This window comes from Belnapia sp. F-4-1, assembly GCF_000802185.1.
Classification (GTDB): domain Bacteria; phylum Pseudomonadota; class Alphaproteobacteria; order Acetobacterales; family Acetobacteraceae; genus Belnapia.
Window position 1 is genome coordinate 4,028,064 of record NZ_KN676113.1, and the last position, 25,472, is coordinate 4,053,535.

The following is a 25,472-nucleotide window of genomic DNA, read 5'->3' on the forward strand; positions in this document are numbered from 1 at the left end:
CAAGGGGGCTCACGCCTCCCTCGGCACCACCGCACCGGTCCTCGACCGGTGCGCGCTGATGCGCTCGAGCACCCAGCTCACCACCGGCCAAAGCAGCAGGGCGAAGCCCATCGCCATGATGCTGCTCACCAGCCAGTTGGAGAAGAACACTCCGAGGCTCCCCTGGCTGATCAGCAGCGACTGGCGGAAGGCCTCCTCCGTCCGGTCGCCCAGCACCAGGGCGAGGACCAGCGGCGCCAGCGGGTAGTCGAGCTTCTTCAGCACATAGCCGATGACGCCGAAGAGCAGCATCAGCGTGATGTCGAACTCGGCGTTGCTGACGGTGAAGGCGCCGATCGCGCAGACGACGAGGATGATCGCCGCGATGATCGAGAAGGGCACGCGGAGGATCGCCGCGAACCACGGCACCGCCACCAGCACCACGATCAGCCCGACGACGTTGCCCAGATACATCGAGGCGATCAGCCCCCAGACGAAGTCCTTCTGCTCGACGAAGAGCATCGGCCCTGGCTGCAGCCCCCACATGATGAGCCCGCCGAGCAGCACGGCGGCCGTCGGCGAGCCCGGCACGCCGAGCGTCAGCATCGGCAGCAGCGCCGAGGTGCCGGCTGCATGCGCCGCGGTCTCCGGGGCGATGACGCCCTCGATCCGACCCTTGCCGAAGCTCGCGCCGTCCTTCGCCATCCGCCGTGCCACGCCATAGGACATGAAGCTCGCGGGCGTCGCGCCGGCCGGGGTGATGCCCATCCAGCAGCCGATGAAGGAGGAGCGCAGCGCCAGCCACCAGTGCTTGGGCAGGCTGACCCAGACCTTCAGCACGACCTTCGCGTCGATCTTGGCCCGCTCGCCCTTGAAGCGCAGCCCGTCCTCGATCGAGCAGAGGATCTCGCTGATGCCGAACAACCCGATGACGGCGACGAGGAAGTCGAAGCCGCGGATCATCTCCGTGCTGCCGAAGGTCATGCGCAGCTGGCCGGTGACGGTGTCCATGCCGACGGCCGCGAGCAGGAAGCCGAGCATCATGGCGCAGACGGTCTTCAGCGCCGGCCCCTTGCTCATGCCGATGAAGCTGGCGAACGAGAGGAACATCACCGCGAAGAACTCGGGCGGCCCGAAGCGCAGCGCGAAGCCCGCGATCACCGGCGCGATGAAGGTGATCATGACGATGGCGACGAAGGCGCCGACGAAGCTGCTGGTGAAGGCGGCCGTCAGCGCCTCGGCGGCCTTGCCCTGCTGCGCCATCGGGTAGCCGTCGAAGGTCGTGGCGACCGACCAGGGCTCGCCGGGGATGTTGAACAGGATCGAGGTGATGGCCCCGCCGAACAGCGCCCCCCAGTAGATGCAGGAGAGCATGATGATCGCCGAGACCGGCGGCATGGCGAAGGTCAGCGGCAGCAGGATGGCGATGCCGTTCGCGCCGCCCAGGCCGGGCAGGACGCCGATCAGCACGCCGAGCGCGATGCCGACGAGCATCAGCAGCAGGTTCTGCGGCTCCAGCACTACGCCGAAGCCCTGCATCAGCAGGCCGAGTTCTTCCATGATTCAGTATCCCAGCGCGGTTTCGAGCGGCCCTTTGGGGAGCTGCACGAGGAACCAGATCTCGAAGACGAGGAAGCAGGCGAGGGCGACGCCGATGCCGGCCGCCGCCGACCGCGCCCAGCCGAAGCCGCCCAGCCGGTGCATGAACCAGGCGACCAGCGCGGCGGAGGCGACGTAGATGCCTGTGGAGGGAATCGCCGCGACATAGACCACCGTCGGCACCAGCACGGAGGCCACCAGCCGCAGCTGCGCCCAGCTGGCGAAGAGCCCGCTCTCCGTCCGCGCCCGTACCGCCTGCACCAGGGTCCCCGCGCTGGCGGCGACGAGGATCAGGCCGATCCAGAAGGGAAAGGTGCCGGATTTTGGCCCATCCGTGCCCCAGCCCGTGCCGATGCGGAGGCTGTCGCCGATCGCCGCCATGCCCGCCAGCGCGAAGGCCAGCGCGGTGCCGGCCTCCACCATGCTCATGCGGAGCCCGCGTTCGGCGCTCATGCCAGGAACCCCGCCTCCTGCATCAGCGTCCGGTGCCGCGCCTCCTCCTTCGTCAGCCAGGCGCGGAAGGCATCGCCCGTCATGCCAGTGGTGTTGAAGGCGCCCTGCTGCATCAGCTCGCGCCAGTCCGGCGTCTCGCGCACGCGCTCGAGCAGCCCCTCATAGTAGGCGAGCTGCGCCGGCTGGACGCCGGCCGGCATGAAGATGCCGCGCAGCATCAGGTATTCGACATCGAGCCCGGCCTCCTTCGCGGTCGGGATGTCGGACCAGGCCATCGTCTCGGTCATCTTGTCGGTGTTGGAGAGCCGCTGGCTGTCGAAGACGCAGAGCGGGCGCAGCGCACCGGAGCGCCAATGCGTCACCGCCTCGATCGGGTTGTTGACGGTGGCATCGACATGCTTGCCGACGAGCTGTACCGCGACCTCGCCGCCGCCGCGATACGGCACGTAGGTGAGCTGCGCGCCCGTCGCCTTGCCGATGGCGACGGCGATGATCTGGTCCTCCTGCTTCGACCCCGTCCCGCCGAGCTTCAGGCGCTCCCGCTTCGCCGCCTCGATGAACTCTGCGGCCGTCTTCCAGGGCGACTCCGCATTCACCCAGAGCACGAATTCGTCGAGCGCCAGCATGGCGACCGGCGTCAGGTCCTGCCAGTTGAAGGGCACCCCCGTCGCCATCGGCGTGGTGAAGAGGTTCGAGAGGGTGATGACGATCATGTGCGGGTTGCCCCGCGCGCCCTTCGCCTCGAGGAAGCCCTCCGCCCCCGCGCCGCCGGCCTTGTTCACGACGACCATCGGCTGGCGCATCAGCTTGTGCTTGGAGACGATGCCCTGGATCACCCGCGCCATCTGGTCCGCGCCGCCGCCGGTGCCGGCCGGGACGATGAACTGCACCGGCCGCGTCGGCTCCCATCCCTTTTGGGCGAGGGCGGGAGAGGCGAGGGCGGCCGCACCGGCCCCGATCAGCAGCGAACGGCGGGAGCATCCAGCAGGTGGCATTCTCGTTTCTCCGGCAATGCGTTGCGGTCGTGGAACCGCATCAGGACCCCCGGGTTGCGGCGGAAATTGAGGTAAATCAACGAAAAGCGTGTAAAGCGCCGCGACAGCCCCACTTGCCCGCCGCCCGCCGCTGATGCAGAGAAAGGCCCGAAGTCGCCGGAGGAAGCACCCCCATGCCCGCCATCAGCACCCTCGCCGAACTCCTCGCGGCCGGGGCCGCCGACCGGCCCGCTATCCGCGCCCCAGAGCGCCCGCCGCTGAGCTACGGGGGCCTTCGCGCCCTGTCCGAGCGGACGCTCGCCAGCCTCAACGGCATGGGCATCGGCCGCGGCGACCGCGTGGCGATCGTGCTGCCGAACGGCCCCGAGATGGCCGCCGCCTTCGTCACCATTGCCGGCGCCGCCACCACCGCGCCGCTGAACCCCGCCTACAAGGACGAGGAATTCGAGTTCTACCTGACCGACCTCAAGGCCAAGGCGCTGGTCGTGCAGCAGGGCATGGAGACGCCCGCCCGCGCCGTCGCCGCCCGCCTCTCCGTCCCGGTGCTGGAACTCATCCCCGGCGAGGCGGCCGGCGAGTTCACCCTGGCCGGCGGCGGCGCCGCATCTGCCGCGCAGCCCGGCCCCGCGGGTGCGGATGACGTGGCGCTGGTGCTGCACACCTCCGGCACCACCGCGCGGCCGAAGATCGTGCCGCTGACGCATACCAACGTCACCGCCTCGGCCGGCAGCATCGCGGCGACGCTGGAGCTGACGCCGGCCGATGCCTGCCTCAACGTCATGCCGCTCTTCCACATCCACGGGCTGATCGCGGCGACGCTCTCCTCGCTCGCCGCCGGCGCCTCGGTGATCTGCACGCCGGGCTTCAACGCGCTGCGCTTCTTCGGCTGGCTCGATGCCGAGCGCCCGAGCTGGTACACGGCGGTGCCGACCATGCACCAAGCGATCCTGCAGCGCGCCGAGCGCAACAGGGAGATCATCGCCCGCGCGCCGCTGCGCTTCCTCCGCTCCTCCTCCGCTTCGCTGCCCGCCCAGGCGATGCGCGACCTCGCCACCGCCTTCAACGCGCCGGTCATCGAGGCCTATGGCATGACCGAGGCCAGCCATCAGATGTGCAGCAACCCGCTGCCGCCGCGGGCGCAGAAGCCGGGCCTCGTCGGCCTGCCGGCGGGGCCCGAGGTCGCCATCATGGCCGATGACGGCAGCATCCTGCCGCAAGGCGAGGTCGGCGAGGTCGTCATCCGCGGCCCCAACGTCACCAAGGGCTACGAGGCCAACCCGGAGGCCAATGCCAAGGCCTTCACCAATGGCTGGTTCCGCACCGGCGACCAGGGCATGCTCGACGAGGACGGCTACCTGATGCTGACGGGGCGCCTCAAGGAGCTGATCAAGCGCGGCGGCGAGCAGGTCAGCCCGCTCGAGGTCGACGGCATCCTCTCGGAGCACCCCGCCGTCGCCCAGGCGCTCACCTTCTCCATCCCGCACCCGATGCTTGGCGAGGAGGTCGGCGCCGCCGTCGTCCTGCGCGAGGGGATGGAATGCAGCGAGCGCGAGCTGCGCGACTTCGCGGCCAAGCACCTCGCCGACTTCAAGGTGCCGCGCAAGGTTGTCTTCCTGCCCGAGATTCCGAAGGGGGCGACGGGCAAGCTGATGCGCATCGGCCTCGCCGAGAAGCTGGGCATTACCGCATGAAGATCTGCATCTACGGCGCCGGCGCCATCGGTGGCCTCATGGCGGCGAAGCTCGCCGCCAAGGGCGACACCGAAGTGACGGTCATCGCCCGCGGCCCGCATCTCGCGGCCATGCAGGCGAACGGCCTCAAGTTGATCAGCGATGGCCAGGAGAGCATCACCCGCCCGCGCTGCGTCGCAACCGCCGAGGAGGCGGGGCCGCAGGACTATGTGCTGATCACGCTGAAGGCGCATTCGCTGCCCGGCGTCGCGCAGCAGATGCAGCCGCTGCTCGGGCCGGAGACCACCATCGTCTCCGCCGTCAACGGCATCCCCTGGTGGTATTTCTACAAGCTCCCCGGCCCCTATGAGGACCGCCGCGTCGCCAGCGTCGATCCGGACGGCGCGCTGTGGGAGGCGCTGCACCCCTCGCGCGTCCTCGGCTGCATCATCTACCCAGCGGCCGACGTGCCGGAGCCGGGCGTCGTCAACCACACCTATGGCGACCGCTTCTCCCTCGGCGAGCCGGATGGCAGCCGCTCGGAGCGGGCAGGGGCCTTGTCCGCCGCCCTGGTCGCCGCCGGCTTCAAGGCGCCTGTCCGCCCCAAGATCCGCGACGAGATCTGGGTGAAGCTCTGGGGCAACCTCGCCTTCAACCCACTCTCTGCGCTGACCGGCGCGACGCTCGACGTCATCACCGGCGAGGGCGAGCTGCGCGCCGTCTGCCGCACCATGATGCTGGAGGCGCAGGCCATCGCCGAGGCGCTCGGCACCCGCTTCGCCATCGATGTGGACAAGCGCATCGCCGGCGGCGCCGAGGTCGGCGCGCACAAGACCTCCATGCTGCAGGACCTCGAACGCGGCCGGCCGATGGAGATCGATGCGCTGCTCGGCGTCATCGTCGAGCTGGCTGAGCTGGTCCAGCGTCCCGCGCCCACCTGCCGGACGGTGCTCGCCCTGCTGCGCACCCGCGCCCGCCTCGCCGGGTGCTACTGACCGCAAGCTTGGGTTGTGGCGCGGTCACCGTGCCACCATTTGTCCCTCCGCATCGGCCGGGCCATAATCCGGCCCGGAGATGATACCCATGCGATGGAGACTGCACCCGCTCCTGGCCGCCGCGCTGCTCGCCCTGGCGGGCTGCGGCGCCGCTCAACCCTATGCTGCCTTGCCGCGCGACGCCGTCGTCGGCGCCGGCGACCCGACGCGCGCCGCCATCATCGGCAGCGCCTATGCCTTCGCCAGCCGCCCCGCTGGCCCGGAGGCTGCCCGCGCCGCCGCCGAGGTCGAGTATCTCGCCACCGAGCTTCCGACCGGCCCGCGCTGGGCCGACTTCAACCCGACCATCGCCTTGGGTCTGCGCGACGCCCGCGCCGAATTGCACCAGGCCCTCGGCATCGCCGGGGATGCGTCGCCGCAAGCGGTGGTCGACGGCCTTTTCGCCGCCTCCCGCGCGTTGCGCCGGGGCGATGCGGAGGCCGCCCGCGCCGCGCTCGGCGCTCCGGCCTTCCCGGATGGCGGCGCCACCCTGCAACGCCTTGCCCGCCTGCCCGACCTGCCCCGCACCCGCAGCGCCACCGCGCTGGCCGAGCGCGAGCTTTATCGCGTGGAGCAGGACAACCAAATCTCCTCCGGTGGGGACGGAGCCAAGCTGTGACCACGCAAATGGGGGAATGCTCACGATGATCCGGACCGCTCTGTCGCTCGCCGCCCTGCTCGCGCTCGGCGCCTGCGCCCTGCCGCCGCCGCCCGAGTCCGCCAGCCTGCCGGCCGACGCCGTCATCGGCGCGGGCGATCCGCTGCGCAGCGCCATCGCCAATACCTCGGTCGCCTTCTCCAGCCAGGCGCTGCTCGCCGGGCGTCCGGCCGAGGCCGCCCGGGCCGTGGCGCAGATGGAGTGGCTGGCGGTGGAGATGCCGACCAACCCGCGCCTCACCAGCGTCTCACCCAGCATCATCGGCCAGATGGCCGCCGCCCGGGCCGAGTGGCGCGCCGCCCTCGGCATTGCCCCCGACGCACCTGCGCAGCCGGTCATCAACGGGCTCTACGCCGCCGCCCGTGCACTCAGCGCACAGCAGGGCGACCCGGCCGCCGCCCTCTCCACCCCCGCCTTCCCGCAAGGCGGCCAGGCGACGCTGACCCGGCTCGCCGCGCTGCCCAGCCTGCCGCTAACGAATTCCGCCGCCGTCACAGCCACGGATGCCATCCGCCAGCGCGACTCCCAGTCGAACTTCCGCCTGTGATGCGCCGGTGCGGCTTCGCCCTGGTTCTCGCCCTTGCCGGCTGCGCCGAGATGCAGCAGCGACCTCCGGCGCCGCCCATGGATCTCGCCGCCAGCGCCTCGGACCCGGCGCGGGCGGCGATCCAGGGGGCAGCCCAGGCCTTTGCCGATCGCGGCCGTGGCCTCTCTGGCCAGCCGGCCGCTGGGGCGATGGCCGCCGCCCGGCTCGAATATGCGACCGAGGCGCTGGAGCGCGACCCGCGCTTCACCCCGGTGCCGGAGGCGGTGCGCCGCCAGATGCAGCTTGCCCGCACCGAACTGCGTGACGCGCTCGGCGTGCAGGATGCGGCGGCGCCCCGCCCGGTGATCGACGCCCTGCTCGCCGCTGCCCGCGGACTCCGTGCCAATGATCCGGCCGCCGCCGCACGTGCCCTGCCGGCGCCGCTTTTCCGTCCCGGCGGCGAGCGCTCGGTGGCCCGGCTCGGCGAGCTCGGCCCCTTGCCCCAAGCCTCCAACGCCACCGCCCTGCTCGCCCAGCAGATCGCCCAGCTCGACGCCGAAGGCGGCTGGACCGGTACCCGCCAGGCGGAAACGAGCGGCGTCAACATCACCACCTTCGGCCTCGGCAACGGGGGCATCGGCTACTAGTGTCCTGCCCGCGAAGTGCGGATTTACCCACGACTTCGTAGACAAGCAGGCCACAAGCGGTTTCCATTCGCACTGGCTCACGCGCGCCGCTTTAGCTTGTTGTTTTCACGAGCAAATTGCTTCGATCAGATGATGCGCCCGATCGGAGTTTGCTCTAGCCGGGCTGCTGGCCCCCGCCTATCCTCCGCCCAATTCGGGGAGGAGCCCAGCCATGACCGCCACCATCGTCTCGCCGCGGCTGATGCGCATCGGCGGCGGCAGCGTCGCCCAGGTCGCCGAGGTGCTCAGCCTCTTCGGCCTCTCCCGGCCTCTCGTCGTCACCGATCCCTGGATGGTTTCCTCCGGCACCATCGAGCGCGCGCTGCTGACCCCGCTGCGTGCCGCCGGCCTCCGCCTCGAAGTCTTCAGCGAGACCGTGCCCGACCCGACCGACACCGTCATCGAGGCCGGCGCAGCCCTGCTGCGCGGCGGCGATTTCGATAGCCTGATCGGCTTCGGCGGCGGCAGCCCGATGGACACCGCCAAGGCCATGGCGATCCTCGCTGCCGCTCCGGCAGGCGCGAAGATGCGTGACTTCAAGGTCCCCGCCCAGGCGGATCGCGGCCTCGTCCCCGTCATCTGCATCCCGACCACCGCCGGCACCGGCTCGGAAGCGACGCGCTTCACCGTCATCACCGACACCGAGACCGAGGAGAAGATGCTGATCGCCGGCCTCGGCGCCCTGCCACTCGCCGCCATCGTCGATTACGAGCTGACCTTCAGCGTGCCGCCGCGCACCACCGCCGATACTGGCATCGACAGCCTCACTCATGCGCTGGAAGCCTATGTCTCGAAGCGCGCCAACCCGCATGCCGACAGCCTGGCGCTTTCGGCCATGCAACTTATCGGCCGCCACCTTCGCCCCGCCTACCACCAGCCTAAGAATGCCGCGGCGCGCGAGGCGATGATGCTCGGCGCCATGCAGGCGGGCCTCGCCTTTTCCAACTCCTCGGTCGCGCTGGTGCATGGCATGAGCCGCCCGATCGGCGCGCATTTCCATGTGCCGCATGGCCTTTCCAACGCCATGCTGCTGCCGGCGGTGACGGAATTCGGCCTGAACGACGCCCTGCCGCGCTATGCCGAGGCAGCGCGGGCCATGGGCGTCGCCACCCGCGAGGACAGCGACGAGGCCGCCGCCTCCAGGCTGCTGGAGGAGCTGCGCGCGCTGAACCAGGAACTCGGCGTGCCGACGCCGAAGGATTACGGCATCGGCGGCAATCGCTGGGAAGGCCTACTGCCGCTCATGGCCAAGCAGGCGCTTGCCTCCGGCAGCCCTGCCAACAACCCGCGGGTGCCGAGCGAGGCGGAGATCGTCGACCTTTATCGCCGCATCTACGGCTGAGCCGGGGCAGTGGGCGGGCGGCTCCCTCGTCCCGGGCTGGCCTCTTGGTCAGCCTAGGGCCGAACCCCGCCACTGCCCGTGCCACCGGGCCAGCGCCTCCGCCGGCAGCGGCCGGCTGACCAGGTAGCCCTGTGCGTGATGCACGCCGAGGCCACGGACCACCTGCCAGATCCGCTGGTCCGAAACCCCCTCGGCGATCACCTGCTTTCCTGAGGACTCCGCCAGCCGCACCATGCGCCGCACCTCGCGCCGCACATGGGCATCGCCCGGCAGCTGCTCGACCAGCGACCGGTCCAGCTTCAGCGCGGCGAAGGGCAGACCGAAGAGCCAGCTTCGCTCGTCATCGAGGACGATGTCGTCCAGCAGGACCCGGTGCCTCGCCTCGCGCAGCCGCAGCAGCGCCCGGCGCAGCGCCGAACGGTCCCTGACCTCGGTCGTCTCGGTCAGCTCCAGCGCCACCTGCCGCGGATGCAGCCCGCCCGCCCGCAAGGCCCGGTGCAGCCAGGCCGGAAGGTCCGGCAGCAGCAACTGGCCGAGCGGCAGGTTGACCGAGACGTTGAGGCGCAGCCTTTGCCAGAGCGGTGCCAGCTCCGCCGCCGCCCGCGTGGCCACCAGCATGGAAAGGGCGCGTACCAGGCCGCTGCTCTCGGCCAACGGGACGAAGCGGTCGGGCGAGATCAGCGTCGGCGGCTTGTGCCAGCGCGCCAGGGCCTCGACCATCACCGGCCGCCGGTCGGCGAAGCGCACGACCGGCTGGTAGTGCACGGAAACCTCGCCATTGCTGAGTCCGGCGGCCAGGTCCGCCGCGTCCCCGTGCAATCCGGGCAAAGGTACAACCTCGGGATGGGAGGCCAGCCATGGCGTCGCTGACCCGGCGGCCCTCATCATCGCACCGGACGCCTTTCGGTCATTAGCAACGGCACGATAGAGAGTGTGATGCAATGGCGCCATGGCTAAATCAGGCACCATTCACGGTTTTTTGAGACTTCTGACCATGCTGCGATGCCCGGGCGGCGCTGGGCTGACGATCGCCCTCCCGGCCTTCCACTGAACGATCGTGGTGGCTGCAGTTCATCCGCCAGACGCATCTCGATCGGGATGCCTCGTGGCGCGGATAGGCAATGCGCCGCGGGGCAGGGCATCGGCGTCTGCCGGATGCATGGAGGAGGACGCCACCCTCCTCCGGGACCCCGTTGGATCAGACGCCCGCAGGCGCCTGCTTCGGCGTCACCGCGGGCGCCTCCACGCCGCGGCGCAGCCGGTCCTTCCCCGTGTAGAGCACGATCGGCGCGGCGATGAAGACCGAGGAGGAGGCGCTCACCACGATGCCGAACAGCATCACCCAGGCGAAGCCCGCGAGCGTGTCGCCGCCGAAGAAGGCCAGCGGCAACGCGGAAAGCAGCAGCGTCATCGAGGTGCCGAGCGAGCGGTTCAGCGTCTCGTTGATCGACTGGTCGACCAGCTGCCGCAGCGGCATCTGCTTGTACTTGCGCAGGTTCTCCCGCATCCGGTCGAACACCACCACCTTGTCGTTCGCCGAGAAGCCGATGACGGTGAGGATCGCCGCCACGGTGGTCAGGTTGAACTCCACCCCGAACAGCACCATGAAGCCGACGGTCTTGGTCGTGTCGAGGATCAGCGTGACGATGGCCGCAATGGCGAATTGCCATTCGAAGCGGAACCAGATGTAGATCAGCATCGCCAGCAGGCTGATCCCGAGCGCGATCATCCCGCCGAGGAACAGCTCGTCCGAGACGCGGTTGCCCACGGCCTCGACGCGGAGGATGCGCGCCCCCGGCGCCACCTGCTCCACCCCCTCGCGCACCTTGTTGACGGCCGCCTGCGTGCCGCCCTCGTCCGCCTGCACCGGCAGGCGCAGCAGCACCGTCTCGGCATCGCCGAATTGCTGCAGCCCGACATCGCCGAGATCGAGGCCGGAAACCTTCGTCCTGAGCGCGGCGAGGTCGGCCGGCCCCGGCGTCCGCACCTCCATGACGATGCCGCCCTTGAAGTCGATGCCCTTCTCCAGCCCTGGGTAGAAGGCGCCGATGAGCGATGCGGTGGAGAGGATGGCCGAGACCATCAGCCCCACCCGCGCCCCCTTCATGAAGGGGATGTGCGTCACGTCGGGGATGATGCGGAAGAGCGGCCGCGCCAGCCGCTCCCGCAAGCCACGCCCATCCTCCAGCACCGGCAGGGATTTCGGCCGGGTCCAGCGGTACCAGGTGCTGACCATCAGCCGCACCAGCGTCGTCGCCGTCCACATCTGGACGATGGTGCCGATGGCGACCGTCACCGCGAAGCCCTTCACCGGCCCGCTGCCGAAGCCGTAGAGGCAGGCCATGGCGATGAGGTTCGTCAGGTTGCTGTCCATGATGGTGCCGGAGGCCTTGGTGAAGCCCGCCTCCAGCGCGCTGAGCGGCGGCCGTCCGTTCTTCACCTCCTCGCGGATGCGCTCGTTGATGAGGATATTGGCATCGAGCGCCGTCCCCAGCGTCAGCACGATCCCCGCGATGCCCGGCAGCGTCAGCGTCGCCTCCAGCACCGAGAGCGCCGCGAGCAGGAAGACGATATTCACCAGCAGCGCCAGGTTGGCGAACCAGCCGAACAGCCCGTAGGCGAATCCCATGTAGAGGAAGACGAAGAGCGCCCCCGCCGCCAGCGCGAGAATGCCGGCGCGGATCGCATCCGCCCCGAGCTCCGGCCCGACCGTCCGCTCCTCCACCACCGTCAGCGGCGCCGGCAGCGCGCCCGCCCGCAGCAGCACGGCGAGGTCGTTCGCCCCGCGCACGTCGAAATTGCCGCTGATCTGGCCCCGCCCGCCGGTGATCGGCTCGCGGATGACCGGCGCCGTGATCACCTTGTTGTCGAGCACGATGGCGAAGGGCCGCCCCACATTCGTCCGCGTCACATCGGCGAAGCGCCGCGTCCCCGTCGAGTCGAAGACGAAGTTGACCACCCATTCGCCGGTGCGGTTGTCCTGCCCGGCCCGCGCATCGGTGAGGTTGGCGCCGTCCACCTCGACCCGCCGCCGCACCGCGTAGCGCGTCGCCGGCTGCCCGTTGCGTGCCTCGCCGTCGAGGAACTGCACACCGGGCGGCGGCGTCGGCGAGGCGGGGTTGGCCGTTTCGTCGAGCAGGTGGAAGGTCATCCGCGCGGTCTGGCCGAGCAGCTGCTTGATCCGGTTCGGGTCCTCGACGCCGGGCAACTGCACCAGGATGCGCGCCTGCCCCTGCCGTGCGATCAGCGCCTCGGAGACACCCGTCTCGTCGATCCGTCGCCTGACGATCTCGATCGACTGCTCGACCGCCCCCGTCGCCTTGGCCCGGAGCCCCGCCTCGCTCAACGTCGCGGTGACGAGGCCATCCGGCGTCGCGGCCACGTCGATATCCGGCACCGTGTTGCCGAGGCTGGTCGGGATCTGGTTCGCCTGCTCCCGCAACACGGCCATCGCCGCCTGCGCCTGGGAGGGATCGCGCACGCGCATCGAGACCCGCCGCTGCCCCGGCTCCGCCGCCAGGTTGACATAGCCGATATTGGCCGCCCGCAGCCTGCCCCGCGCCGCATCGGCCAGGCTCTCCAGCCGCTCCTTCACCACCGCGTCCATGTCGACCTCGAGCAGCAGGTAGGAGCCGCCGCGCAGGTCGAGGCCGAGCGAGAACTGCCGCGCCCAGGACGGCAGCGAGGATTTGGGGAAGAGATTCGGGGCGCAGAGCAGCACCCCGAGCAGGCAGACCGCCAGGATGGACAAGGTCTTCCAGCGGGCGAAGAACATCATGATCGGGTGCTACTCATCGGAATTACGGGAACTTTCGGCGGCGGGCGCCATCCCGGCCAAGCCTTTGCGCCGGAATGTGACGATGCCCGGGCATCGATGCAACCCTGACCTTCCAAGGGTGTTCACCGCCGGAACATATGCCCTCCGGTCCGAGCCGAAAGCGCCATGATCAAATCCCCCTCCAGCCGATCTCCCGGTCCCTGGGGTTGCGTCCGGCTCCTGCGGCGCCAACTGCCACTATAGTCCCCCCACCTTCCTTGCACCGGATGAAAGGCCAACGCCCGAGCCATGTCCGACTCCCCAGGCAGCACCCCAAGCGAGCTGGCCGCCGAAGAGGCGCGCATCGGCGCGGAGCTGCTCGGGCTCGACAAGAGCACGGACCCCTTCGTCTCGGCCGTGCGTGCCACGCGCATGCCGATGATCATCACCAACCCGCGCCTGCCGGACAATCCGGTCGTCTTCGCCAACGACGCCTTCATCCGCCTCTCCGGCTACCGACGCGAGGAGATCCTCGGCCGCAACTGCCGCTTCCTCCAGGGCCCGGAGAGCGACCCGCGCACCGTCCGCCGCATCCATGACGCGATCGCGGCCCGCGAGCCGATCGAAATCGACATCCGCAACCACCGCAAGGACGGTTCCGCCTTCTGGAACCGACTGCTGATCGCCCCGGTCCGCGACGCCGCCGGCACACTGGCCTATTTCTTCGCCAGCCAGCTCGACGTCACCCCCGAGCGCGAGCGCATGGCCGGGCTCGAGAGCCACAATGCAGCGCTGCTGGCCGAGCTCAGCGAGCGCCTCCGCTCGCTCGAGGAGGGTGAGGCCCGCCTCCGCTTCGCAACGGAGGCCGGCCGCCTCGGCGTCTGGGAGCTCGACTTCCGCAGCGGCGCCTTCACCGCATCGCCGATCTGCCATGCGGATTTCGGCCTCGGCCCGGAGGGGCCGTTCACATACGAGATCCTGCGCGCTGCCATCCACGCCGCAGACCGCCCGCGGCTCGAGACCGCGATTGCCGAAGGCCTCGGCACCGGCCGCGAATTCGGCCTCGAATGCCGCGTCCGCCGCCCGGACGGGCGCCCCGGCTGGATCGAACTGCGCGCCCGCTTCCTCCGCGACGAGGAGGGCCGTCCGCTCCGCATGGCCGGCACATCCCGCGACATCACCGCCCGCAAGCAGCAGCAGGCGCAGGACCGCGCCCTGCTCGAACTCGACGACCGCTTCCGCAGCCTCGACGACCCGGCCGCGCTCGCCTATGCCGCGGCCGAGATCCTCGGCCGCACCCTCGATGTCAGCCGCGCCGGCTACGGGCTGATCGACCCCGAGGCAGAAACCATCTCCATCGATCGCGACTGGACCGCGCCCGGCATCGGCAGCTTCGCCGGCGTCCTCCGGTTCCGCGACTACGGCACCTATATCGAGGACCTCAAGCGCGGCGAGACGGTGGTGCTCGCCGATGCCGCCGAGGACCCGCGCACGGCGGACCATGCCGAGGCGCTGCGGGCGAAGCAGGCCACCGCGCTCATCAACACCCCGCTCACCGAGCGCGACGGTCTCGTCGCCCTGCTCTACCTCACCAGCGCGACGCCGCGGCGGTGGCAGCCGGAGGAACTCGCCTTCGTCCGCGAGGTGGCCCAGCGCACCCGCCTCGCCGTCGCCCGGCGCCAGGCCGAGCAGGACCTGAAGGCATTCGCCGAATCCCTCGAAGCCCAGGTGGATGCCCGCACCGCAGCGCTGATGGAGGCCGAGGCCGCGCTGCGCCAGTCGCAGAAGATGGAGGCGGTCGGCCAGCTCACCGGCGGCCTCGCGCACGACTTCAACAACCTGCTCGCCGGCATCGCCGGCAGCCTCGAATTGATGAAGACCCGCATCGCCCAGGGGAGGCTGCAGGATGTCCCGCGCTACCTCACCGCCGCGCGCGGGGCCACCGACCGCGCCGCCTCGCTGACCCACCGCCTGCTCGCCTTCTCCCGCCGCCAGACGCTGGAGCCCAAGCCGACCGACGCCAACCGCCTGGTCGCCGGGCTGGAGGAGCTGGTCCGCCGCACCGTCGGCCCGGCCATCGCCGTGGAGGTGGTGGGCGCCGCTGGGCTCTGGACCATCATGGTCGACCAGAGCCAGCTGGAGAACGCCGTCCTCAACCTCTGCATCAACGCCCGCGACGCCATGCCCGATGGCGGCCGCATCACCATCGAGACCGCCAACCGCTGGCTCGACGAGCGCGCGGCGGCCGGTCGGGACCTTCAGCCCGGCCAGTATGTTGCGATCAGCGTCAGCGACACCGGCACCGGCATGGCGCCCGACGTCATCGCCAAGGCCTTCGACCCATTCTTCACCACCAAGCCGCTGGGCCAGGGCACCGGCCTCGGCCTCTCCATGATCTACGGCTTCGCCCGGCAATCCGGCGGTCAGGCCCGCATCTATTCGGAAGTGGGGCAGGGCACCCTCGTCGCGCTCTACCTGCCGCGCCACATCGGCGCCGCCGAGGAGGTGGAGCTGCCACCCTCCGCCGGCACCCCGCCGCGGGCGGAACGCGGCGAGACGGTGCTGATCGTCGATGACGAGCCGACCGTGCGCATGCTGGTCGCCGACGTGCTGGGCGAGCTCGGCTACACCGCGATCGAGGCCGAGGACGGCGCGGCCGGCCTCCGCGTCCTGCGCTCGGAGGCGCGGATCGACCTGCTGGTCACCGATGTCGGCCTCCCGAACGGCATGAACGGCCGCCAGCTCGCTGATGCAGGCCGGGCGCTGCGCCGCGGCCTCAAGGTGCTCTTCATCACCGGCTATGCCGAGAACGCCGCCATCGGCCATGGCCATCTGGAGCCGGGGATGCATGTCCTGACCAAGCCCTTCGCCATGGAGACGCTCGCCAGCCGGATCCGCGAGATGATCGCCTCGCGCTGACCCACATGCCCTGACTGACGCGGCGCAGGCTGCTAGAACCGCGCCTCGACTCCCCAAGGGTGAAGCAGACCATGCCCCTCCGCATCGGCGTCCTCGGCACCGGCCATTTCGGCCGCTTCCACGCGCTGAAGCTCGCCGCGCGCGGGCTGCTCGCCGGGCTCTACGACGCCGATCCGGCCCGCGCCGTGCAGATCGCGGCCGAAACCGGCGCTCCGGCCCTTACCTCCGACGCGCTGCTCGCGGCCTGCGACGCCGTCGTCATCGCCGTCCCCACCGCGCACCACCATGCGCTGGCGATGCAGGCCATCGCCGCCGGCCGCCACCTCTTCGTCGAGAAGCCGCTCGCCGCCACGCTGGAGCAGGGCAGGGAGCTGGTCGCCGCCGCCCGCGCCACCGGCCGCGTCCTCCAGGTCGGCCATATCGAGCGCTACTCGGCCGCCATCCGGATGCTGCGCCGCAGCGGCGCCGGGGCCGGGGCCGGCGCGATGAGCTTCGAGGCGATGCGGGTTGCTCCCTTCCGCCCGCGCAGCCTCGATGTCTCGGTGGTGCTGGACCTGATGATCCACGACCTCGACCTGGTCCTCAGCCTCGCCGCCTCGCCTCTGGCCGAGGTGCAGGCGACCGGCGCCCGCATCATGTCGGACCACCCGGATTTCGCCGTCGCCCATCTTCGCTTCGAGAGCGGGGCGCGGGCCACCATCACGGCGAGCCGCGTCAGCGTCGGGATGGAGCGGCGCCTACGCATCCTCGGCAGGGAGGGCGAAACCCGCATCGACTTCCTGGCCCGCAGCCTCGAACGCATCCATCCCGGCGGCGCCGAGCCGGTCGCAACCATGCCCGGCTGGGGCATCACCCGCGCCACCTGGACGGAACATGACAGCCTGGAGGCGGAACAGGCGGCCTTTCTCGCCAGCATCGAGACCGGCGCCCCGGTCGAGGCGGGCGGCGAGGCAGGGCTGGCGGCGCTGGATGCCGCCTTGCGGGTGGAAGCCGCCATCGGCTGCCGGCCCGCATAGCCGGCCTGCATCGACGCCTCAGGTCTTGAGAGGGGCTGAAGCGGCTTAAGCCGCCTCGGCCCGGCCTTGCCCGATCATCTCCAGCACTGCCGCCGCCGCCGCCTCGCTCGGCACGCCTTCCGGCGGCCGCAACCGCCCGAGCGCCTCGGCGAAGCCTGCGTGTTGCGCCGCCGCCGCCCCGGGCTCGCGCAGCAGCCGCACCAGCCCCTCGGCCAGCAAGGCCGGGGTGCAGCGCTCCTGGATGTACTCCGGCACCACCTCCCGCTCCGCCAGCAGGTTGACCAGCGAGGCATGCGGCACCTGGATCAGCCGCCGCACGATCGCGGCGGTGATCGGGTTGACCCGGTAGCCCACCACATGCGGCACCCCGCCAACCGCCACTTCGAGGCTGGAGGTGCCCGATTTGATGAGCCCCGCCTCCGCCGCGGCGAAGGCGTCGTATTTGTCCGAAGCTTCCCGGACCAGCACCGGCTGCGCCGGCCATCCCGCGCAGCCCTCGCGCACCGCCCCTTCGACGGCCCCGGCCAGCGCCACCACCGGCCGCAGCCCGGGTACCGTCCCGCCCGCCAGCCGCAGCGCCTCGCCGAAGACGCCAAGCAGGCGCCGCACCTCGGAGCGCCGGCTGCCCGGCATCACGACGACCACCCGCTCGCCATCCGCGATGCCATGCGCGGCCCGGAAGCGCGCCGCATCCCCGCCATCGGCGCCGCTTTCCAGCACCGGATGCCCGACGAAGCGGACCGGGATGCCCGCGGCCTCGAAGAAGGGCGGCTCGAAGGGAAGGAGGGCAAGGATGCGGTCCACCTCCTCTGCGACCCGCCGCACGCGCCCCGGCCGCCAGGCCCAAACCTGCGGCGCCACGTAGTGCAGCACCGGCACGCCGCGCGCCCTGACGCGACCGCCGAGCCGGAGAGTGAAGCTCGGTGCGTCGATGGTGACGAGCAGCGCCGGGCGCCGCGCCAGCACATCCGTCTCCGCCTCGGACATGCGCCGGGCGAGGCGGCGGAGGTTGGGCATCACCTCCAGCAGTCCCATCAATGATAGCTCGCGCATGGGAAAGAGGCTTTGCACCCCCAGCTCCGCCATCCGCTCGCCGCCGATGCCGGCGAATTCGAGGTCCGGCCGCCGCCGCCTGAGGGCGGCGATCAGCCGCGCGCCGAGGATGTCGCCCGAAGCCTCGCCGGCCGCCATGTAGATCAGTGTCATGCCTGCATCCGATCGCCGGAGAGCCTGCCCGGAGGCATGAGGCGGCCGCGCCTCATGCCAGCACCGCGAGTGCAGGGGGCTCGACCGGCCCTTTCGGCCAGTCCCGGTGGTTGAGCACTGCCCCCTCCCGCCGCACCCGCTCGATCGCGCCGGGGTCGAGCGGGCAGAAGACCCAGCCCGGCGCATCCATCGCCCCGGCCGCCAGCACCCCGTCCGCGGGGAAGCCCCGGTCCACCGGCCCATGCACGGAGGCCGCGCCGTGATTCTCATCGAGCGACGCCGACCAGGGCGCCAGCCCCACGGTCGGTGCAACGGCGACCACGCACTGATTCTCCAACGCCCGCGCCTGGGCGGAGAGGCGGACGCGGTTGTAGCCATGCAGGCTGTCGGTGCAGGCCGGCACCAGCACCAGCCAGGCTCCGGCCTCCACCTGGGCCCGCACATGCTTGGGGAATTCGGCATCGTAGCAGATGGAAAGCCCGATGGTGCCCCAGGGCGTGCCGAAGACCACCGGCCCGGCACCGGCCGAGACGCCCCAGCTCTCCGCCTCGAAGCGCGTCATGATCCGCTTGTCCTGGAAGGCGAGCCGTCCGTCCGGGGCGATCAGCGGCGCCCGGTTCACCACCCGCCCGCCCGCTTCCATCGGCAGGCTGCCCGGCACCATCCAAACGCCGTGCCGCCGCGCTATGGCGCGCATCGCCTCCACCACCGCCGGCGCGATCCCGACCATGGCACGCAGTTCGGCGGCGGCATCCGCTTCGCCGCCCACGATCTCCATCGGCGCATATTCGGGCATCAGCAGCAGATCGGCCCGCCCCGCTGCCTCGGCGACGAAGGCATCGAGCCGGGCCGCATAGCCCTCGATCCCCGCCGGCCGACCCACGGGCCAGGCGAGGGTGCCGAGGCGGAGCAGCGTCACAGAGGGTCCTTCACCCAGAAGCCGAGCGCATGCGGCGTCTCAGCCGCATCGCCGTGCTCGCGCCAGTGAAAGATGCAGGAAAGGTCGGGCCGCGGCGCATAGCCGCGCCGCCGCCAGAACCCATCGAGCGGCACATGGTCGCGCGGCTGCCGGGGGTCGTTGGCATTGCGCACCACGGAGCAGAAGGCCGTGGCCCCAAGCCCGACCCGCCGCGCATGCGCCTCCCGCGCGTGGAAGAAGCCGACTCCGATGCCCTGGCCGCGGAATGCCGGCAGCAGCACGCTCTCACCGAAATAGCAGAAGCGCGCCGGATCCAGCCCGCGCCGGCAAAAGGCCTCCCGCACCGTCGCATAGGAATCGCGCATGGGCTGGCAGGTCGCCATGCCGACCGGCTCCGCGCCGTCCCAGGCGATGACGACCGCCGCGTCCCGCCCCCCGACGAGCGTCGCCAGATAGGCTTCCTCCTGCCCTGCATCGCCATCGTAGAGGTAGGGCCACTCGGCGAAGACCGTGATGCGCAGCCGCGTCAGCGCCGGCAGCGCCGCCCGCGCCGCGGAGCCCTCCAGGGTCTCGAGCCTCATCCGAGCACCTCGCGCTCCCGCCGCGCGCTCTCGGCGAAGGCACGGAGGCCGTTCTCCACCACCGCCCGGTCGAGGTCGCGCAGGATGAACACGAGGCGCGAGCGCCGGTCATCCCCATCTGGCCAGCGTTCAAGCATCACCGGCGGGTGGAAGAGGCCCTGCACGCCATGGATGGCGACCGGTCGCTCCTCGCCCTCGAGGTTGAGGATGCCCTTGAGCCTCAGCAGGCTCTCGCCCCGCGTCGTGGTCAGCACGTCGATCCAGGTGGCAAGCCCGTCCCAGGGCAGCGGCTCGTCAAAGGTGAGGCAGAAGGAATGGATGCGGGCATCGTGCCGGCTAACGTCGTGATGATGATGATGGTGGTGGTGGCCGGTGAAGGCCTCGGCATCCAGCCAGCGGCGCACATCGGGGTGCTTCCCAGCCGGGTCGTAGAGGCCGCAATCGAGCAGCGCCGCGGCCGGCGCATCGGGCCGCAGCAGCGGCGCGCCGGGGTTGAGGGCGCGCAGCCTCGCCTCCAGCGCCGCCACCGCCTCCGGCGCGGCGAGGTCGGCCTTGGTCAGGACGAGGCGGTCCGCGACGGCGGCCTGCTTCACCGCCTCCATCTGCGCGTCGAGCGTCGCCATGCCGGCCACCGCGTCGACCAGCGTGACGACGCCGTCGAGCCGGTAGCGGGCGGCCAGCGATGGCTCGGCCATCAGCGTCTGCAGAATGGGCGCCGGGTCGGCGAGGCCGGTGGTTTCCACCACGACGCGGCGGATGTCGCGGCCCGCGAGGTCGCGCAGCGCCCGCACCAGGTCGCCGCGCACGGTGCAGCAGAGGCAGCCGGCATTGAGCAACACGGTATCGCCGTCGAGCCGCTCGACGAGGAGGTGGTCGATCCCGATCTCGCCGAACTCGTTCACCAGCACGGCCGTCCCGGCCAGCGCCGGGTCGCGCAGCAGGCGGTTGAGCAGCGTCGTCTTGCCGGCGCCGAGGAAGCCCGTGAGGACGGTGACCGGTATCGTGCTCATGCGCCGTAGAGCGCCTCGGGCGAGACCTCCGGCCGGGTCAGCTCGGCCAGCACGCCATCGCGCGGCGCGAAGTAGAAGCAGCTCCGCCGCCCGGTGTGGCAGGCGACGCCGGTCTGGTCGACCAGCAGCAGCACCGCATCGCCGTCGCAATCGAGGCGGATATCGACCAGCCGCTGCACCTGGCCCGATGTTTCCCCCTTGCGCCAGAGTGCGTCCCGCGAGCGGGAGAAGTAGCAGGCGCGGCCGGTCGCCAGCGTCTCCTCGACGGCGGCGCGGTTCATCCAGGCGAGCATCAGCACCTCGCCGGTGTCGTGCTGCTGGGCGATGGCCGGGACGAGGCCGCGCTGGTCGAAGCGGATCGAATCCAGCAGGGGGAGGCCGGGCATCGGCTCGGGGCTCTTCGGAGGGCTGCTCATTCCCCTATATAAGGGCAAGATGCCTGGATGGAGGAGCCCATGCCCGACGCCCTGGAGGCGAGCCTCGACCGCGCCGCCTCCCTCTGCGCCCGGCGCGGGGCTCAGCTCACCGCGCTGCGGCGGCAGGTGCTGCGGCTGGTGCTGGAAAGTGGCCAGCCGGTCGGCGCCTATGCGCTGCTCGACCGGCTGAAGGCGAGCCGCGCCGGCGCCGCGCCGCCGACCGTCTACCGTGCCCTCGACTTCCTGGTGGAGCATGGGCTGATCCACAAGGTGGAGCGGCTCGGCGCCTTCATCGGCTGCGCCGAGGTGGAGGACCACCCCGAGGATTGCGGTTGCGGCGCGGCGCATGACCATCCGCACCAGTTCCTTATCTGCGCCCAGTGCGGTGGGGCGACGGAGATCAGCGACCCGGGCGTCGCCCTCGCCCTCAACCGAGCTGCGGCTGCGGCCGGCTTCGCGCTGGCGCGCAGCACGGTGGAGGCGGAGGGGCTTTGTGCCGCCTGCCGCGACGCCGCCGGCTGATGCGGCGGCGCCTGCTCGCCTCCCTGCTGCTGCCCGCCACGGCCCTGGCGCAGGCGCCACCCCGGCCAGGGCCCGAAGCGCGCAAGGCGGAGCTCGACCGTGCCTTCGACGCGCTGCGCACCGCACCGGACGAAGGCGGGGCGGCGCTGGTCGAGGGGCGCATCCGGGCGCTCTGGGCGCAGGCGGCCAGCCCCTCGGTGGTGCTGCTGCTCCGCCGCGGCGCCCGCAACCTGGAGGCCCGCCTGCCGAACGAGGCCCTGGAGGACTGCGACGCCGCCATCACCCTGGCGCCGGATTTCGCAGAGGCTTGGTTCCTCCGGGCCCAGGCCTATCTCGCCGCCGGCGACGGGGCGGCGGCGGCGCGCGACCTGCAAGAGGTGCTGCGGCTGGAGCCGCGGCACTGGCCCGCGCTGCTCGCCCTCGCCACGGTCCAAGATGGGGCAGGGGATGCCCGCGGTGCGTTGCGCAGCCTGACCGCTGCGCTCGCCATCAACCCGAAGATGCCGGGCGGGGCGGCAAGGCTCCGCGAGCAGCGGCGGAGGGCCGAGGGCGAGGCCACTTGAGCGTGAAGGCCATTCCATTGCTGCATAGCAGCAAGGCGGAATGATGAGTGGAATGTCATCTTCCCAGATTCTAGATTGCAAACCTGCAATCTTCCCTGCCCAGCGGTGCGGGCGGACGAATCAAGGGCGAGTGGCCATGAACGAACTGATCTCCATGCTGCCCTGGGCCTTTGGCCTGGTGGCTGCGGCGGCGGCCCTGACCCAGTTCCGCTGACCGTCAGCCCTCGATGAGGGCGCGGATCCGGGAGGCAAGGTTGCCTGCTTCGAAAGGTTTGGCGATCAGCGCCATGCCCGGCGCCAGGACTTCGCCCGAGAGCCCAGCCGCATCGGCATAGCCGGTGACGAAGAGCACCTTCAGCCCGGGCCGCTGCTCCCGCGCCAGATCGGCGAGTTGCCGGCCGTTCATCCCGCCCGGCAGGCCGACATCGGTGACCATCAGGTCGAGTTGCCAGTCGCCGCGCAACAGGCGGAGCGCCTCACGCCCGTCGAACGCTTCCAGCGCATGGTAGCCGAGGTCGTGCAGCACCTCGATCAGCACGCTGCGCACCACCGGCTCATCCTCCACCACCAGCACGGTCTCTCCGGTGCGGGCCGACGGTGCGTCGGCCAGGCCAGGGCGCGGTCCGGCCCGCGGGGTGCCGCTGGCGGCGCCGGCATGGCGGGGCAGGCAGAGCCGAACGGTGGTGCCCACGCCCGGCGCCGTGCGGATGCCGACGGTGCCGCCCGACTGACGGACGAAGCCGTAGATCATCGACAGGCCGAGCCCGGTGCCCTGGCCGGTCGGCTTGGTGGTGAAGAAGGGGTCGAAGGCCCGCGCCGCGACCGCTGGCGGCATGCCGATGCCGGTATCGCAGACGGTGATGGCGACGTAGTCGCCGGGCGGCGCCTCCTCGCCCGTGTCCAGCCGGGCCTCGGCGGCGGCGATGGTCAGCCGGCCGCCGCCCGGCATCGCGTCGCGGGCATTGATGACAAGGTTGAGGATGGCGTTCTCGAGCTGGTTCGGGTCGCAGAGCGTGGCCGGAAGGTCGGGTGCGATCTCGATCGAGAGGGTGATGGCCTCGCCCAGGGTTCGCCGCAGCAGCTCCTCCATGGAGCAGATCAGGGCGGCGGCGTCGACGGGGCGCGGGTCAAGCGGCTGGCGGCGGGCGAAGGCGAGGAGCCGCTGGGTCAGCGCCGCCGCCCGCTCGGCCGATTCCGTGGCGGCGGCGACGTAGCGGCCGGTTTCGGCGATGCGGCCTTCGGCGACCCGCTTCTTCAGCAGGGCGAGGGAGCCGATGATGCCGGTCAGCAGGTTGTTGAAGTCATGCGCGATGCCGCCGGTCAGCTGGCCGACCGCTTCCATCTTCTGTGCCTGGCGCAGCTGGTCCTCGGCGGCAGCCAGCGCCGCGGCAGCCTCCTTCTCGGCAGTGACGTCGCGGCCGACGGCATGGATCTGCCCTTCGGCCGGCACCGCGGTCCAGGAGATCCAGCGCCAGCCGCCATCGGCATGGCGGTAGCGATTCTCGAAGCGGAGGGTAGCGAGGCCATCGGCCAGGCTGCCGATCTGGCCAAGGGTCGCCGCCCTGTCCTCCGGGTGGACCAAGTCGAGGAAGCGGGCGCCGAGCAACGTTGCGGCGTCCTGGCCGAGCAGCCGCTCCCAGGCCGGGTTGACGGAGGTGATGGTGCCGTCGAACTGGGCCACCAGCATCAGGTCCTGCGAAAGGCGCCACATCCGGTCGCGCTCGCGCGTCCGCTCCCCGACCCGGGCCTCCAGCTCAGCGTTCAGCGCGCGAAGCGCTGCCTCGGCTTGGCGCTGGTCCTCCACATCGATATTCATGCCGACCCAGGACTGCGTCCGCCCCCCGGCATCGAGCAACGGCACGCTGCGGGCGAGGGTCCATCGCCAGCCACCCCCGTGGTGGCGGAGGCGGTATTCGATCTCGTAGGGGCTGTGGGTGGCGACGCTCTCGCGCCACCGGGCCTCGGCCCCGGCCCTGTCGTCGGGATGGATGGCGGCCAGCCAGCCGAGGCGGGACAGCTCGGCTTGGCTCTGGCCCGTGAAGGCGCACCAGGATGGGGAGTCCAGCGACACGGTGCCGCTGGCGTCGGCGGTCCAGACGATCTGGGCCGAGGCCTCGATCAGGGCGCGGAAGCGGGCCTCGCTCTCCGCCACCGCGGCGGCGGCCCGCTGGCGCTCGGAGATGTCGATGACGGAGCCGATGAAGCCCAGATATTCGCCCCGCTCGCCGAACCGGGGGACGGCCGTGTCGAGCACCCAGGCGAGGCTGCCATCCGCCCGGCGCAGCCGGTAATCCGCCTGGAACGCCTGCCGCGCGGCATTGGCCTGGCGAAAGCTGGCCTCGACGCGCGGCCGGTCTTCGGGATGCGAGGTGTCGAGCCAGCCGAAGCCCTCGCCGGAGCCCGGCGCCTGTCCGGTGAACTCATACCAGCGGCTGTTGAGGTAGCTGCAATGGCCGTCCGGCTCCGTGGTCCAGATCATCACCGGCGCATGGTCCGCCATGGTGCGGAAGCGGGCTTCGCTCTCTCGCAGCGCCGCCTCCGCCGCGGCGCGCCGGCGGTCGGCGAGAATCCGGCCGGAGGTCTCGGTGCAGACGCAGAACATGCCGGCGACGGTCCCGTCCTCGTCGCGGACGGGGCTGTAGGAGAAGGTGTACCAGGTATCCTCGGGGTAGCCGTGCCGCTGCATGACGAGATGCATGTCCTCGGCCCAGGTGGCCTCGCCGGCCAGCGCCCGGTCGACCAGCGGCAGGATGTCCGGCCAGATCTCGGCCCAGACCTCCTGGAAGGGCCGGCCCATGGCGCGCGGATGCTTGGCCCCGAGGATCGGCTCGTAGCCGTCATTGTAAAGGAAGCCGAGCTGCGGCCCCCAGGCGACGAACATCGGGAAGCGCGAGGCGAGCATCAGCCCGACCACGGTGCGCAGCGAGGCGGGCCACCCCTCCGGCGGGCCGAGCGGGGATTGCGACCAGTCGAGGCTGCGCATCAGGGCGCCCATGCGCCCGCCTCCCGACAGAAAGGCGGGCAGCGCAGGCGCCATGGTCTCGGGATACTCGGTCAGCACGGCCTCGCAAGACGGGACGCAGCCACCGGACAGGCTCGCCCGGCGGCACCGGAGCTCAGTTCGTTACGGAATCCTGAACCGCAAGTGGCACGCCCTATCACATGCCAAGGGCGCGCTTGTAGAGGTCGAGCAGCGTCTCCTGCTCCTCCACCTCGGCCGGCTCCTTCTTCCGCAGCGAGATCAGCGTGCGGACCACCTTGACGTCGAAGCCGGCCGACTTGGCCTCGGCGTAGATGTCCTTGATGTCGTTGGCGAGCGCCTTGCGCTCCTCCTCCAGCCGCTCGATCCGCTCGATGATCGAGCGCAGCCGGTCGACGGCGATGCCGCCCACCTCCGGGTCCGGATCGGCTTCCTGGCGGGCGCGGCTGGCGCGGGCTTCGTCCTCGTAGTCGATGTCGCTCATCTGCTGCCTAGCTCCAGGGCGGGCGGCGCTCCTAGACCATGATCGCCGCCAAGGGAAGCGAGAAACACGGTCTAGTCCGTTGTTTTGTCGCGTGTTTCATGCGGCCGGCCAGACCGGCCCCCGCTGCCCACGCTCCTACCGCGCCCGCGGCTGGGCA

General features: G+C 71.1%; 22 protein-coding genes. 10 read left to right on the forward strand and 12 right to left on the reverse strand.

Annotation, left to right across the window (positions count from 1 at the left end):
* Window positions 1–9: 9 nt before the first annotated feature.
* The 3 genes from LH62_RS18995 to LH62_RS19005 are packed head-to-tail and all read right to left on the reverse strand — an operon-like array spanning window position 10 to window position 3,026.
* A complete protein-coding gene (locus tag LH62_RS18995; RefSeq protein ID WP_043363636.1) occupies window positions 10–1,539 on the reverse strand; it encodes a tripartite tricarboxylate transporter permease in 1,530 nt (509 codons plus the stop codon).
* Window positions 1,540–1,542: 3 nt separating this feature from the next.
* On the reverse strand, window positions 1,543–2,031 hold the full coding sequence (locus LH62_RS19000) for a tripartite tricarboxylate transporter TctB family protein (RefSeq protein ID WP_043363637.1): 489 nt from the start codon (window positions 2,029–2,031) through the stop codon (window positions 1,543–1,545).
* The gene (locus LH62_RS19005) at window positions 2,028–3,026 is read right to left on the reverse strand and encodes a tripartite tricarboxylate transporter substrate binding protein (RefSeq protein ID WP_052214694.1); all 999 of its coding nucleotides are present in this window, start codon (window positions 3,024–3,026) and stop codon (window positions 2,028–2,030) included. The genes LH62_RS19000 and LH62_RS19005 overlap by 4 nt, the downstream gene beginning before the upstream one ends.
* A 173-nt stretch (window positions 3,027–3,199) precedes the next feature.
* Between LH62_RS19005 and LH62_RS19010 the strand changes: the two genes are divergently transcribed.
* From LH62_RS19010 to LH62_RS19035, 6 genes are all read left to right on the forward strand, one after another.
* Window positions 3,200–4,717, forward strand: coding sequence for an acyl--CoA ligase (locus LH62_RS19010; RefSeq protein ID WP_043363638.1), 1,518 nt, complete (start codon window positions 3,200–3,202; stop codon window positions 4,715–4,717).
* Window positions 4,714–5,691 carry a 2-dehydropantoate 2-reductase gene (locus tag LH62_RS19015; protein WP_043363639.1) on the forward strand — a complete coding sequence of 326 codons (978 nt, stop codon included), beginning with the start codon at window positions 4,714–4,716 and terminating at the stop codon, window positions 5,689–5,691. Before LH62_RS19010 ends, LH62_RS19015 begins: the two co-directional genes overlap by 4 nt.
* A gap of 88 nt (window positions 5,692–5,779) precedes the next feature.
* Window positions 5,780–6,349 carry a hypothetical protein gene (locus LH62_RS19020; protein WP_043363640.1) on the forward strand — a complete coding sequence of 190 codons (570 nt, stop codon included), beginning with the start codon at window positions 5,780–5,782 and terminating at the stop codon, window positions 6,347–6,349.
* Between the two features lie 25 nt (window positions 6,350–6,374).
* Window positions 6,375–6,935 (forward strand): hypothetical protein, encoded by a 561-nt coding sequence (locus LH62_RS19025; protein ID WP_144404537.1) that lies wholly within the window; start codon window positions 6,375–6,377, stop codon window positions 6,933–6,935.
* Window positions 6,936–7,012: 77 nt separating this feature from the next.
* Window positions 7,013–7,561: a hypothetical protein gene (locus tag LH62_RS19030; protein ID WP_144404538.1), complete on the forward strand. Its 549-nt coding sequence runs from the start codon at window positions 7,013–7,015 to the stop codon at window positions 7,559–7,561.
* 211 nt (window positions 7,562–7,772) lie between these two features.
* Complete coding sequence (locus tag LH62_RS19035) at window positions 7,773–8,942, forward strand: iron-containing alcohol dehydrogenase (RefSeq protein ID WP_043363643.1); 1,170 nt, start codon at window positions 7,773–7,775, stop codon at window positions 8,940–8,942.
* 48 nt (window positions 8,943–8,990) lie between these two features.
* Here the strand turns inward: LH62_RS19035 and LH62_RS19040 are convergent, their stop codons facing one another.
* Complete coding sequence (locus LH62_RS19040; protein ID WP_160299855.1) at window positions 8,991–9,770, reverse strand: EAL domain-containing protein; 780 nt, start codon at window positions 9,768–9,770, stop codon at window positions 8,991–8,993.
* Between the two features lie 370 nt (window positions 9,771–10,140).
* A complete protein-coding gene (gene secD / locus LH62_RS19045) occupies window positions 10,141–12,720 on the reverse strand; it encodes a protein translocase subunit SecD (protein WP_043363644.1) in 2,580 nt (859 codons plus the stop codon).
* A gap of 288 nt (window positions 12,721–13,008) precedes the next feature.
* Here secD and LH62_RS32085 point away from each other — a divergent pair, with 288 nt between their 5' ends.
* Both LH62_RS32085 and LH62_RS19055 read left to right on the forward strand, forming a co-directional pair.
* Entirely contained in the window at window positions 13,009–15,618 is a 2,610-nt protein-coding gene (locus LH62_RS32085) for a PAS domain-containing protein (RefSeq protein WP_043363645.1), read from the forward strand.
* A 71-nt stretch (window positions 15,619–15,689) separates the two neighbouring features.
* Window positions 15,690–16,634, forward strand: coding sequence for a Gfo/Idh/MocA family protein (locus LH62_RS19055; RefSeq protein WP_043363646.1), 945 nt, complete (start codon window positions 15,690–15,692; stop codon window positions 16,632–16,634).
* Window positions 16,635–16,679: 45 nt separating this feature from the next.
* On the opposite strand, the gene lpxB is transcribed toward LH62_RS19055, so the two are convergent.
* The 5 genes from lpxB to hisI are packed head-to-tail and all read right to left on the reverse strand — an operon-like array spanning window position 16,680 to window position 20,736.
* Window positions 16,680–17,840 carry a lipid-A-disaccharide synthase gene (lpxB, locus tag LH62_RS19060; protein ID WP_043363647.1) on the reverse strand — a complete coding sequence of 387 codons (1,161 nt, stop codon included), beginning with the start codon at window positions 17,838–17,840 and terminating at the stop codon, window positions 16,680–16,682.
* Window positions 17,841–17,892: 52 nt separating this feature from the next.
* Window positions 17,893–18,759, reverse strand: coding sequence for a carbon-nitrogen hydrolase family protein (locus tag LH62_RS19065; RefSeq protein WP_043363648.1), 867 nt, complete (start codon window positions 18,757–18,759; stop codon window positions 17,893–17,895).
* The gene (locus LH62_RS19070; protein WP_043363649.1) at window positions 18,756–19,340 is read right to left on the reverse strand and encodes a GNAT family N-acetyltransferase; all 585 of its coding nucleotides are present in this window, start codon (window positions 19,338–19,340) and stop codon (window positions 18,756–18,758) included. The genes LH62_RS19065 and LH62_RS19070 overlap by 4 nt, the downstream gene beginning before the upstream one ends.
* Complete coding sequence (locus LH62_RS19075) at window positions 19,337–20,350, reverse strand: GTP-binding protein (RefSeq protein WP_043363650.1); 1,014 nt, start codon at window positions 20,348–20,350, stop codon at window positions 19,337–19,339. The genes LH62_RS19070 and LH62_RS19075 overlap by 4 nt, the downstream gene beginning before the upstream one ends.
* Entirely contained in the window at window positions 20,347–20,736 is a 390-nt protein-coding gene (gene hisI, locus LH62_RS19080; protein ID WP_043363651.1) for a phosphoribosyl-AMP cyclohydrolase, read from the reverse strand. Before hisI ends, LH62_RS19075 begins: the two co-directional genes overlap by 4 nt.
* 69 nt (window positions 20,737–20,805) lie before the next feature.
* Between hisI and LH62_RS19085 the strand changes: the two genes are divergently transcribed.
* Together LH62_RS19085 and LH62_RS19090 are read left to right on the forward strand one after the other, a co-directional pair.
* Window positions 20,806–21,288 (forward strand): Fur family transcriptional regulator, encoded by a 483-nt coding sequence (locus tag LH62_RS19085; protein WP_082012874.1) that lies wholly within the window; start codon window positions 20,806–20,808, stop codon window positions 21,286–21,288.
* Entirely contained in the window at window positions 21,288–21,851 is a 564-nt protein-coding gene (locus LH62_RS19090; RefSeq protein ID WP_144404539.1) for a tetratricopeptide repeat protein, read from the forward strand. The genes LH62_RS19085 and LH62_RS19090 overlap by 1 nt, the downstream gene beginning before the upstream one ends.
* A 217-nt stretch (window positions 21,852–22,068) precedes the next feature.
* Here LH62_RS19090 and LH62_RS32090 read toward each other — a convergent pair whose 3' ends face one another.
* Window positions 22,069–24,846, reverse strand: coding sequence for a PAS domain-containing sensor histidine kinase (locus tag LH62_RS32090; protein ID WP_236552578.1), 2,778 nt, complete (start codon window positions 24,844–24,846; stop codon window positions 22,069–22,071).
* Between the two features lie 163 nt (window positions 24,847–25,009).
* On the reverse strand, window positions 25,010–25,315 hold the full coding sequence (locus tag LH62_RS19100; RefSeq protein ID WP_043334855.1) for a DUF2312 domain-containing protein: 306 nt from the start codon (window positions 25,313–25,315) through the stop codon (window positions 25,010–25,012).
* Between the last annotated feature and the right edge of the window lie 157 nt (window positions 25,316–25,472).